Origin of the sequence: Pelosinus propionicus DSM 13327 (assembly GCF_900114615.1) — a bacterium.
Classification (GTDB): domain Bacteria; phylum Bacillota; class Negativicutes; order DSM-13327; family DSM-13327; genus Pelosinus; species Pelosinus propionicus.
Window position 1 is genome coordinate 1 of sequence record NZ_FOTS01000054.1, and the last position, 12,215, is coordinate 12,215.

13 protein-coding genes are annotated in these 12,215 nt (G+C 38.8%); 3 read left to right on the forward strand and 10 right to left on the reverse strand.

Annotated elements, in window-relative coordinates; all coding sequences use genetic code 11:
- The 4 genes from BMZ99_RS21115 to BMZ99_RS21125 form a co-directional block, all read right to left on the reverse strand.
- Positions 1-926 (reverse strand): sugar kinase (locus tag BMZ99_RS21115; RefSeq protein ID WP_090942494.1); only part of this gene is annotated, 926 nt, incomplete at its 3' end.
- Positions 927-1,130: 204 nt separating this feature from the next.
- The gene (locus BMZ99_RS26530) at positions 1,131-1,271 is read right to left on the reverse strand and encodes a hypothetical protein (protein ID WP_175490644.1); all 141 of its coding nucleotides are present in this window, start codon (positions 1,269-1,271) and stop codon (positions 1,131-1,133) included.
- 309 nt (positions 1,272-1,580) lie between these two features.
- Positions 1,581-2,219 (reverse strand): RpiB/LacA/LacB family sugar-phosphate isomerase, encoded by a 639-nt coding sequence (locus BMZ99_RS21120; protein WP_090942497.1) that lies wholly within the window; start codon positions 2,217-2,219, stop codon positions 1,581-1,583.
- A gap of 31 nt (positions 2,220-2,250) precedes the next feature.
- A complete protein-coding gene (locus BMZ99_RS21125) occupies positions 2,251-3,036 on the reverse strand; it encodes a gluconate 5-dehydrogenase (RefSeq protein ID WP_090942500.1) in 786 nt (261 codons plus the stop codon).
- 167 nt (positions 3,037-3,203) lie between these two features.
- Between BMZ99_RS21125 and BMZ99_RS21130 the strand changes: the two genes are divergently transcribed.
- Positions 3,204-4,064, forward strand: a complete 861-nt coding sequence (locus BMZ99_RS21130; RefSeq protein ID WP_090942504.1) for an AraC family transcriptional regulator — start codon at positions 3,204-3,206, stop codon at positions 4,062-4,064.
- Positions 4,065-4,739: 675 nt separating this feature from the next.
- Positions 4,740-5,858 carry an epoxyqueuosine reductase gene (locus BMZ99_RS21135; protein ID WP_090942507.1) on the forward strand — a complete coding sequence of 373 codons (1,119 nt, stop codon included), beginning with the start codon at positions 4,740-4,742 and terminating at the stop codon, positions 5,856-5,858.
- A gap of 208 nt (positions 5,859-6,066) precedes the next feature.
- Here the strand turns inward: BMZ99_RS21135 and BMZ99_RS21140 are convergent, their stop codons facing one another.
- A complete protein-coding gene (locus BMZ99_RS21140) occupies positions 6,067-6,558 on the reverse strand; it encodes a hypothetical protein (protein WP_090942510.1) in 492 nt (163 codons plus the stop codon).
- A 299-nt stretch (positions 6,559-6,857) separates the two neighbouring features.
- On the reverse strand, positions 6,858-7,331 hold the full coding sequence (locus tag BMZ99_RS21145) for a MarR family winged helix-turn-helix transcriptional regulator (protein ID WP_090942513.1): 474 nt from the start codon (positions 7,329-7,331) through the stop codon (positions 6,858-6,860).
- A 122-nt stretch (positions 7,332-7,453) separates the two neighbouring features.
- Between BMZ99_RS21145 and BMZ99_RS21150 the strand changes: the two genes are divergently transcribed.
- Positions 7,454-8,035 carry a cyclase family protein gene (locus BMZ99_RS21150; RefSeq protein WP_090942517.1) on the forward strand — a complete coding sequence of 194 codons (582 nt, stop codon included), beginning with the start codon at positions 7,454-7,456 and terminating at the stop codon, positions 8,033-8,035.
- A gap of 103 nt (positions 8,036-8,138) precedes the next feature.
- Here BMZ99_RS21150 and BMZ99_RS21155 read toward each other — a convergent pair whose 3' ends face one another.
- The 4 genes from BMZ99_RS21155 to BMZ99_RS21170 form a co-directional block, all read right to left on the reverse strand.
- On the reverse strand, positions 8,139-9,095 hold the full coding sequence (locus tag BMZ99_RS21155) for a D-2-hydroxyacid dehydrogenase (protein ID WP_090942520.1): 957 nt from the start codon (positions 9,093-9,095) through the stop codon (positions 8,139-8,141).
- 117 nt (positions 9,096-9,212) lie between these two features.
- A complete protein-coding gene (locus BMZ99_RS21160) occupies positions 9,213-10,037 on the reverse strand; it encodes a class I fructose-bisphosphate aldolase (RefSeq protein WP_090942526.1) in 825 nt (274 codons plus the stop codon).
- A 70-nt stretch (positions 10,038-10,107) separates the two neighbouring features.
- Complete coding sequence (locus BMZ99_RS21165) at positions 10,108-11,148, reverse strand: alcohol dehydrogenase catalytic domain-containing protein (protein ID WP_090942529.1); 1,041 nt, start codon at positions 11,146-11,148, stop codon at positions 10,108-10,110.
- 31 nt (positions 11,149-11,179) lie between these two features.
- Entirely contained in the window at positions 11,180-12,076 is an 897-nt protein-coding gene (locus tag BMZ99_RS21170; protein ID WP_245755096.1) for a MurR/RpiR family transcriptional regulator, read from the reverse strand.
- Positions 12,077-12,215 lie beyond the last annotated feature (139 nt).

The following is a 12,215-nucleotide window of genomic DNA, read 5'->3' on the forward strand; positions in this document are numbered from 1 at the left end:
AGTTGTTCCCTCGTTGGATATCCATCATAATCCCCTCTGACCATTACAGCCATGGAACCAATAGCATTTCCCCGCGTAACGGCTTCGCCCAAAGATAGACCTTCACGCATGGCCGATAATAAGCCAACAGCAAAACCATCGCCAGCACCAACCGTATCAACAACTGTCTCCACTTTAAAACCGTTTTTGTAACCTTCTATTATAGAGCCATCCCTTTCACGAATGGAATAATAAGCACCATCGGCACCATTTTTCATGATAACAAATTGATTGCCTTTCTCATGAAAAAACTTCGAAACCTGTTCCCAGTTAGTTGTTCCTACCAATAATTCAGCTTCATGTAATCCTGGTAATATTAAATTCGACATTTCAGCAATTTCCAGCAGTGTTTCCTTTGCTTCTTGAGCCGTCCAGAGTTTTAGGCGGATATTAGGATCAAAGGAAATCATAAGCCCATGTTTTTTTGCCATCTTGATGGCGGTGAATAGAGCGTCTTTACTACTAGGGCTAAGGGCTGGAAAGATGCCTGTTATATGAAGTATTTTTCCATTCTCAAAATAACTCTCTTGCAGCATCTCTGGTGTGAAATTAGCTGCAGCTGAATCTTTCCGATAATAATACACTTGGGGATCTCCCCCATTATTTCGTTCTTTCACAAGCATACCTGTAGAATGCACCAATGATACAGTTACAGCAGATGTATCAACACCTTCACCAGAAATGGTATTACGTATATACGTGCCAAAAGGATCATTACCAATTGCACTTATCCATCCAGTCTGATGCCCTAATCTAGCTAAACCAATTGCAACATTAGATTCCGCCCCAGCGAGATGGCGGGAAAAATCTGAAACTAATTCCAGTGATTTTCCTTGGTTTGCAATCAACATAACCATACTTTCTCCGATTGTTATCACTTCCGGCATGATTTTTTAAACACCTCCATAAACCAATTTTAATTAATTAATTAAAATTGATAATATCACCTTCTAACTATTTATCAAGCTCTTGCTTATGATTTATTGTTAAACAAGTCTATTTTTTAAATTCTTTCATCATTTCTCCATATCTTCTATCACTTAAAGTATATCAAATCCCAATTACAAGCGCTGCGCAAGATATGGCCACTGCTAGATAAAGCAACAACCCCTTGATTCGCCTAGAGCTTTTTCCGTCTGCTGCACATTTGGTACATAACCCACAAGAGACAAACCAATACCAGAAGCGAAACCAGAAACAGATTGTGCTATTTGCTTAATCCTTCTCTTCATTCACCTGTTTTCCATTCACTTAATCAATGAAATCAGAAATAAAAGCCCATATAATATATTCTGATTTTTCTCACTCTCATCGTCAGTAAATAGTTGCTTATTATCCCAATAAAAATGTAGTTTAGGACTCTTAATTCTTCCATCTCTCGGGACTTCGAGTGCTTTCAAATGAAAAATGCCCTAAAATTCATTAGGATCTGAACATTAGGGCATTACTATAAGTTACCATATTTATGTATATTTATGTATATTTATGTATATTTATTATTTTGTGATCGGTGCGTTTTGTCCTGTTTACTTGTTTAATAGTTAAGATAATACATGCTTGATATAATCTGCAATTTCGTCATTTTTGCAATTTGCAAAGAAGTATTCTTGAAATCTTTCTCCACTTACTGCACCTTTTAATAACTCTTGATCAATATTTTTTAAAATCGTCATCATATCTTGATGAGTAACTTTCTTAACTTCATCCAAGATTTTCTTGTTGCGTTGTTCTGGGATAACTCTATCTTTTGGATAACCTTGTCCGCTTTCGCCTAGAAATAATTTTTCAAAAACATATTCGAGGTTTAATTCAGCACCCCAGCCAAATCCTTTGGCAAAGGGTAAAGAAATTGCATTTCCGTCATTGATTTGAGCAAACATATAGGCATCGGATGGATCGACCACATGTCCACATAAAACTCCCGGAAAGGAATTGCACGATAGCATAGCACCTTCTCCTGTGCCACATCCTGTTATAACATAATCTACTGCTTTTGAGTTTAACAAGATCGCTGCCAGAATTCCATTTTGTACATAAGTCAATTGTTGCTTATCCTCAGCACCATACATTCCGTAATTGAATACTTCATGTCCCATAGGTTCTACCACTTTTTTAAAAGCGGAGCAAATCATTTCATTTTTAGCTGCTTGGCTATTTTCATTGATTAATGCAATTTTCATATTTTCACGCCTCCATAATCCAATTCTAAAGTTACGGTTGTTTTCCTATATAAGCTAAGATACCGCCATCTACATAAAGAATATGTCCGTTAACGAAATCAGAAGCATCGGATGCTAAAAATACTGCAGGGCTCTGTAAATCTTCAGGTGTTCCCCAGCGGGCAGCCGGTGTTTTTGCAATAATAAAGCTATTGAATGGATGTCCGTCTTCTCTTAGAGGTGCTGTTTGCGGGGTTGCAATATAACCAGGTCCAAGGCCATTACATTGGATATTATACTGTCCATATTCAGATGCAATATTTCTTGTCAACATCTTCAATCCGCCTTTAGCGGCCGCATACGCAGATACTGTTTCACGACCAAGTTCACTCATCATCGAACAGATGTTGATAATTTTCCCATGACCTTTTTTAATCATTGAAGGTATTACTGCTTTTGCTACGATAAATGGTCCATTTAAATCAATGTCAATTACTTGACGAAATTCTGCCGCTGACATTTCATGCATCGGAATACGTTTAATAATACCAGCGTTGTTTACAAGAATGTCAATGATACCAACCTCTTGTTCCACTTTTGCTACCATGGCTTGTACTTGATCTTCCTTTGTTACGTCAGATACATAGCCAAAAGCATTGATTCCTGCTTCTTTATAAGCTTTGATTCCTTTATCCACCAAATCTTGATTTATATCATTAAAAACAATCTTTGCACCTGCCTCAGCATAAGCACTCCCAATTGCAAAACCTATTCCATACGATCCGCCAGTTACTAATGCAACCTTTCCCTCCAGGGAAAATTTTTTTAAAATATCCATTCTAATTTACCTCCTTTTATTTTAAACCCCTACTGCTAGATTCTCGCTTATCTTACCTACAAAAGCAGTATATCATACTAATATTTCATAATCTCGTTATTTTTTCTTATAAATATTGCATATCTTGAACAGGCCAATTATAATTAGCTATAGAAAGGATGTGCACTATGGAGAAATTCACATCTTGCAAGTTAGCAATCTTGGAATGTCTGAAAAACAAATATTATGCAATCGCGCATTTACACAAAGAAGAGAAAATCATGGATATGCATATCCATGATTGTTATGAAATCTATTATTCCATTTCAGGTGGAAAACAGTTTCTGATCGATAATCGGTTTTATGATATTAATCCAGGAGATTTATTTATTATCAATCAATTTGAGAGCCATTATTTGACCCAAATCAATAACATGGTTCATGAACGTATCATTATTTCGATCTACCCTGATTTCTTAAAGGAAATTTCAACGACAAAAACGGACCTTAACCATTGTTTCACCGAGCGTAATCAACTATTCAACCATCGTATTTCATTAAACAAAGAGCAGCAGCATCGCTTTCTTTATTATATTGGCAAAATAACGACATTGAATGAATTTGGCAGTGATATACTCGAGCGGGTAGCTTTTATGGAAATGATGGTTATGATCAATAGTCTATTTATCAATAACCATAGCTCAGAAATAGCGGATTCCAACTTTCAGTACAATCAGCAGGTACAAGAAATCCTAACCTACATCAATCAGCATATTACTGAGGTGATTACTGTAGAACAGCTGGCAAAGCAATTCTATATCAGTACCTCTTATATCTGCAGAATTTTCAAGGCAACTACAGGCACTACGATCAACAAATACATTAACGCCCGCCGTATTACCATCGCAAAATCTTTATTAACTATGGGACTCGGAGTCGGCGAAGTATGTGAAAAATGCGGCTTTAATGATTACAGCAATTTCTTAAAAGCGTTTACAAAAGCAGTTGGCATATCGCCGAAAAAATATGGCCAATACAGTGCAAGTTAACGATAGCATACAGGCACTAGAATGGGCATGGGGAAGATTATTTGTCCCTATTAGAAATGCTAACTTTAATTGTCCATATTTCTCGCTATGTCAATCTAAAGGGACTATCATACTAAAAATACTTCCCTTTCAAAAACAGTTTTTTTACTTTCACTGCCTACCTTAAGGACAATGTCATTAAGGTAAGTACTATAAACGAGCAAATTTACTTACAAATATTCACAGTTTAATAGCAGCACCTTCGACTATTACTCCTTATTTAAGCCTTATGATTTGGCGCTCGCTGATTCCCAAACTAAAAGCAGCTTCAGCGATGGTCATATGACCACCTATTGTTTTTGAAATTACGGAAAATCTATTCAATTATTTTTCGGACATAGATAACGCACCTCTTTGTTCATACTGACGTTATCACAAGTCAAGATACAATCTATACATTATATCTTGACAGCAAAACAGATTGCGAATATAATAAATCATCAGTGTATATGCACGTTTTTTTTTACATTAAGAAACCTTCACTACAACATAGATTTTTTACATTGCTAATTCGTATAAAGGTAAGAATATCTTATTTTTGCTCTTTTACGTGTATATACACTATATCATTTTAGAAGAGAACAATCAAACGAGGCAATGGCTTGAAATAAAGTACTGAAATGAGGAGAATCACATATGTCACTTACCAAAAAAATTAAAGAATTTGCTCTCGATATCGGTTACAGTAAAGTCGGTATCATCCCCGCTGATAGCTTTTCGGACTATCTTGCGGATATCAGCAATCGCTCCGAGATGTATTCCTTTTTTTTGAAAGGAGCCTCGCGGGCAGCTGATCCACGCTCCCAAATGCCTACTGCAAAGTCAATCATTACTACTGTCTACGACTATTCCCAAAAGAATTTTCCACAGGAACTGACCGATAAAATAGCGCGGATCTATCAAGCAAGGTGCTATAATGCACCGCCTGATCGCATCCATGGTGCCAGGCCTCAACTACTAAGACGGTTTTTAGAAAACGCAGGGTGCGAAGTCGGCATCGGAACCATAGTGCCTGAAAGAATCGCTGCAGCCAAAGCAGGGATTGTAAACTTCGGCAGAAATAATTTTGCTTATGCTAACGGCATTGGCTCCTTTATTTACCTTACCTCTTTTCTTGTCGATCAAGAATTAGAATACGATGCTCCAACCCTTGAAGTAGGCTGTCCTGAAGGCTGTAGGGCATGTATAAAGGCATGCCCTACACAAGCAATCTACGAACCCCAAAAGCTAAATCCTCTTCGCTGTATCGCCTATAACAACTTTTTCAGACAAGATGAAATGCCCGGTGGCAGCTTTGTTCCTTATGACATTAGAGAGAAAATCGGGACCAAAATACATGGATGTGACATTTGTCAGGAAGTCTGCCCGCGCAACCGCAAGAAAGTAACCGCACAGAAAGCAGATGATGAATATCTAACACAGATTGCCAAGGATTATACTTTAACCAACTTCCTCCATATGACAGATGACTTCTACCAGACAAGAGTACAGCCACTGATGCACAACTATATAAAGCACAAAAAATACTTCCAGCGCAACGCAGCCATTGCACTTGGCAACCTGGCAGATCCTGCAGCGATACCGGACCTGGCACTCGCTATGGCAGACACTGAGGAATTGGTCCGCGAATATGCAGCATGGGCTTTAGGTAAAATTGGCTCAAATCCCGCCAAACAAGTCCTTGAGGTTAGCTTAGCCAGTGAGGTCTCCCCAGCAGTCCAGCGCGAAATTACAGCAGCCCTGCTAGCGATGTAACATTACCGACAATTTCTTTAGTATTTTCCAGGAAATATTCCCCATAATCTGCAATGATAGCAGGCAAAATCATTCGCGATATAAGCAATTGCTTCACTTGTGCTGTTGCAAAAAAACTCCTATGGATAGGTCTTGACCTATCCATAGGAGGGTTTACTTTTGACTTTATTCGAAAAGATATGACACATATCTTCTTCAAACCGTAATATTAGAATTTGTAGCTCGCACCGACTTCAAACCGACTTTCATTGCGATAGTGATCAGGTCTAAAGTTGCGATAGTTAGCATTCAAGTCAACTGCGCTCGTTAATTCCAAAGTTGCGCCAACTTGATATTCAACAAAATCGTCACTGCCAATTACAGAAGCATAGCCATTGACTCTAGGAGCCAGCCCCTCACTTACGGATAAGCCTATGTAGGTTGAACCAGAACCAAGATCCCGGTGCCCCAAGATGGCTCGAACACTACTAAATGGCAATTGATACTGAGCATAAAAATCATCCATGTCACTACCATGCTTGCGATCTACATTCTGATATCCAATAGTAAGATCTTTGCCAATTTTGTTCTCTACGTAAATGGTGTCAGTCAGCACGCCGACTGCAGTCTGTCCTCTGTCCAAATCGTTAATAGGAGCAGCTAAACCTGTCCCTACACTAACTGATAGAAGTAAACCTACGCCCAATAAAACTTTTTTCATGATGCAACCTCCTTTATTTTTACTGTTCCTTGTTGATAATTGTTATTAATTGAATTATAGTATGATTCAAATTATGTGTCAATGCCGCATCTTATTTTTATATTTATTAATAAATATAGCAGCTGAAATGCATGATTTCTTATAACATGTTGATAAATTCCCATAGTGAAATATACAAATACAGCAAAAATAGAGTACCTTCTGCTATAAAGTTCATTATAAACGCCTTGAACACTCCTATGAATCTGCACTGTTATATTCATAGGAGTATTTACAATTCTTTAAAAGCAATTGCTTTTTTATTTCTGCTCGGAATCTTCATTCAGATGTCCGTCAATATGTTCTTCCACCAGATGCAGGATATTGAATAAAGATGTCCTCTGCTCCCCTGTCAGTCTTTCAAGCTCTTTAGTAACGTCGGCAGACAATTTCTCGAAATGTGCTTCTTTTTCATTATAAATCGTCATTCCTGCAGCCGTTAATGATAAAAGTACTTCCTTCTCATTCTCCTGCGTTCTCGACTTCTTCACCAGCTCTTTCTGAACTAATTTTTTAACCATCTTTGAAATGGCACCTTTAGTCGCACCATATTTTACTGCCAATTCAGTGACCTTAATATTCTCAAAATCCCCAATTAATGTCATAAGGCTTAGCTCAGAAAAACTTAATTTGCCCACTGGAGTAATATCGCTGGCATGTCTGCTTAGTTCTGCCATTTTGACAGTGAGGCGTTTTAGCGTATTCAAAAATTCTTTCATATCATCTTTTTTCATAGTCTTATTATTCACCAAAATACAGATAAAATCAAGATAATTACACCCTTGACTTTTTTGTTTACTTATATTACAGTTTCCTTAGTAAACAAAATTAAAATCACAAATAAGGAGCGATCATTATGCTAATCGATTTAACTCTCCCGATTGATGAACAAGACAAAAATAATCCTTTTTTTAATCACAAAGATGGGATCAATGTCGCACGGTTAGGACACTTAGGCACTCACTTGGATATTATGAACGCCGCAAACTTAGATATAAACAGATTCATTGGTACGGCAAAGATCGTCCATGTGGAAAATATCTTTGGCCGTGAGATTGAACCTGCCGACTTTGAAAATACGACCGATATTCAAAAAGGTGATTTTATGATCTTTAAAACCGACTGGCTGCCAACGTATTATGAAACCGATTTCTATGTCACAGGACATCCTCAGTCAGGTCATCCAGAGTTATCAGATACGACCCTCGAATATTTAATTCAAAAAGAAGTTAATTTTATTGGCATCGATGCTGCCGGAGTAAAACGAAAAGAAGGTCACCGAAAAGCAGATATGTACTGCGCAGACCACAATATTTTCGTCATTGAAAATATCATTAACCTCAATCAATTACAACAAGATACCTTTAAGTTCTACTGCTTCCCTCTTCCCTTAAAACATTCCAGCGGCCTGCCCGTTCGCTTGCTCGCAGAAATATAGTCTTTTTGTCATTGCGAGCACAGCAAAGCAATCCCCCACTTGTTAGGAGATTGCTTCGCTGTGCTCGCAATGACAAATTTATGCATCTTTACAAAGCAAAAACTTACTTATTTACCACATTAATTGGATTACCTTCCATGAAGACTGCAAGATTATTCACGGCAATATCCATTAGACGTTTGCGGCTTTCTCTTGGAGCCCAGGAAATATGAGGAGTAATGATGCAATTCTTTGCCTTAAGCAAAGGATTATTCCCTTGGATCGGCTCGGTAGACACAACATCCAAGCCTGCAGCATACACCTTGCCGGAATTTAATGCGTCAGCTAAATCCGCTTCATGAATCAGCGGTCCTCTGGAATTATTGATAATGATAACGCCGTCTTTCATCTTCCCGATATTCTCTTTATTAATAATGCCTTCTGTTGCCGGGAATAATGGACAATGCAAAGAAATAACATCTGACTGAGCAAATAACTCATCCAGAGAAACATATTCGGCAATTGCAGAGCCAGAATCATTTTGATACTCATCATATGCGATCACTTTCATGCCCAGTGCTTTTGCAATGCGGCCTGTTCCTTGACCAATACGGCCAAAACCAATGATCCCCATTGTTTTTCCTGCCAATTCAATTAACGGATAATCCCAAAAGCACCAATCGGCATTCTTTTCCCAGCGTCCTTCGTAAACAGCCTGACTATGATGCCCCACATGATGGCAAACTTCCAATAGCAGCGCAATAGCAAACTGCGCAACTGCATCGGTTCCATATGTAGGAATATTGCAAACTGCAATTCCTTTTTCTTTAGCCGCATGTACATCCACCACATTATATCCAGTTGCCAGAACTCCAATAAATCGAATGCTAGGGCACGCTTCCAGTGTTGCTTTATCAATGGGTGTCTTATTGACAATAACGGCTTCGGCATTACCGATGCGCTCAATAATTTGTTCACGAGGAGTTCGATCATAAACGGTAAGTTCCCCTAATTTTTCAAAGCCATCCCAGCTTAAATCTCCAGGATTTTCAGTATAACCATCTAAAATTACAATTTTCATATGCTGCTCCTTTTTTAATAAAGTGTAGCTTTATTTGAAAACAGCATAACTGAAGTCGGATCTATTTCATTTTCCGTCCAGTTACGCTGTTTTCAAACTTTTTTCGTTTATTTTGTATTACGCTTTTTTAGCATCGCTTTCCAAATCATGAAGCATTTCAACCGCTTCTTTCACACCAAGATTTTCATGAATTACGCTGCGCAGTGTTTTAACCAGGGAAGTGATATCTTTATATTCCCAGACAAATCTTCCGAAAGTAACCCCGCCAACACCGACATCTAATGCTTCACGAGTCATTTTAATATATTCTTCAGCGGTATTTCCAACATCTCCGCCTTGAATTACAACACGAGCTGGGCAAGATTGTACTACTTTTTCCATGGTTTTAGGATCTCCGGTATATGTAGTTTTTATAATATCTACACCCAGTTCCGCACCGGCTCTGACACAATATGCAATGTTTTCCCATTTCGTTCGATCTTCTACAGAAACGGATTCTCCTTTAGGATACATATGTCCAATCAGCGGCATCCCAGCAGCCATACATTGTTTGGACATCAAACCGATATCGCGAAGTTGTTCTGCCTGATGAACCCCAAGCATCATAGCTCCCACAGATACAGCATCCGCACCCATTCTTACGCCTTCTTCTACGTCGCCGAAACATACATCATACGTAGGCTGTACTGGTGAATAGCTGGAGCATTTTAACAATATGGAAACTTTGCCCGCATGCTTAGGAAGGCATAGTTCTGCAATACCTTTCGTTACAGTAATAGCATCAGGACCGCCTGCAACAATTTTATCAATCGTATCCTGAATGGGAACCAAGCCTTGCATAATACCTCTTGAAATCGAATGGTCAACGGTAATTGCCATCATTTTATTACTTTTTGGGTTAACGAGCCTGCTCATACGTACTGCTTTTCCTAACATAGCCATGTTTTTATATCCCCTTTTCATTTCATTTTTTAAAATTTTAAGTAGTCTGCTGTTATATATTCTAAAGCCTTTACGGCTCGATCAGCACTTTTAAACCATCTCCGCTTTTACATACCTCATAGGCATCTTGGAATTCTTCAATTTTAAAAGTATGTGTAACAATCTCTTCAAGGTTCACTTTTTGATTGATTACCATTTGCGCTGCTTCAAGATAGTCTTGCCGTTTATAAGCGGTAGACCCGTTGACATTAATCTCTCCATAGTGGATCGTATTGACCTCAATTGTGCATTCGCCAGTACCGGCAAAACCAGCAAATAAGTTCACTGTTCCGCCTTTTCGGCATAGTTTGATGGTCGAATTAACGATTTGCGGAACGCCAATCGCTACAATAATCACATCTACCCCTAGCCCATCGGTTTCTTTCATAACGATGTCATGCAAGTTCTCCGTCATGGGATCTACAATAAGATCGGCACCTAGCTTTGCTGCCTTTTCACGCCTGGAAGCAATCGGTTCACTAATAATCACTTTACGTGCACCAACAATTTTTGATAACTGTAAATGCATCAGACCGATCGGCCCCGCACCTACAATCAATACCGTATCATTGAATCCTGTTCCCGCATTTTTTAATCCGCGGATACAACAAGCCAGCGGTTCAATTAACGCGCCTTCGGCAAAAGAAACGTGCTCTGGCAGTTTAATTACATTGCCGCTTTCAATGGCAATACCGGGAATCAGCACATATTCAGCAAAACCGCCGTTAAACTCATAGCCAATGGCCTTCCGGTTTAAACAAGCGTTCTCTCTGCCGTTAAGACAACTATGGCAAGAATGACAAGGAATCACATTGGCAATCGCAACTTTATCTCCTGGATTAAATCCTTGTACCTGTTTGCCAACTTCCTTAATGATCCCGCACATTTCGTGCCCGATCACTGATGGATAGCGAACATCTTTGGTCTTCTTTCCTTCTAAAATTCGGATGTCGGTTCCACAAATTGCAGCCTTCTTCATCTGCAGTACAATATCATGCTCACCGACCTTTGGCATTTCAATCTGTCCTGGTTTAAAATCATTAGGTCCTGCTAAAACAACAGCTCGCATCATAAATCACTTGCACTCCTTTCCTAGCGTATAGTTAAAATTTATTATCGGAAGTAGCCTTTCTGGTTTGCTGAATCGCATGATAGGATTTGTCATAGTCCCCTAACGCTACCATGGCAACTAAGGCATCTACCAACGCCAGCTGAGCAATACGCGCAGTGGCCGATTCAGATTTAAAGGCTGTTTCCTTGGTTGCTGTGAATAAAACCACATCAGCAAATTTTAATAATGGTGATTTTCCTTGGGTCGTCATGACGATGGTAGTCGCACCCTGCTGCTTCGCCAGCTGCATACAGCAAACTACATTTCGATTGCTTCCTGAATGAGAAATACCGATAGCCACATCCTCTGTACCAAGTAACGATGCAGACATCGCCTGAATATCAGCATCACAGTGAACAAAGCTTTTTATACCAACCTTCAAAAGCTTGTGCTGAGCATCCATTCCCACTAAAGCACTGCCGCCGCTGCCAAAAATCTCAATGCGGTTAGCACCAACAATTGCTTTTGCCGCTTTTCCCAGCATTTTCATATCCATTAATGCCAATGTGTCTTTTAACACTGCAATCTCAGAAAGAAAAATCTTTTCGCATATTTCTCCTGGTGAATCTTCACGATCAAGCTCTGGATCCAGCAGCTTGTCGGCAGGAGCAATATCCCTTGCCATATTGATCTTGAAATCCTGATATCCCTTGTACCCAATGCTTCTACAAAAGCGAATCACAGACGCATCGCTGGTCTCAACCTTTTCTGCTAATTCGGTAATGGTATAGTTTAGAATCTGGTTATAATGCTCTAAAACATAATGGGCAATTTTTCGTTCAGAATTCGTAAAAAACTTCAGCTGATTTTGGATTTTTACAAAGCAGGATTGATTTGTCATGTAATTTTTTCCCTTTATTACCATTTTTGTGATTTCAACCGTATTCACAGTATACTCATTTTGAAGAAAAAATTCAATATATTTTTATTTTTTTGTAGAAAAACTTCAAAAAAAGATAAAAATATATTGCGCACCAAAAGAAGATGCGACATATTCAATCCTGCTTTGTAAATCAAAGAAATGTTAT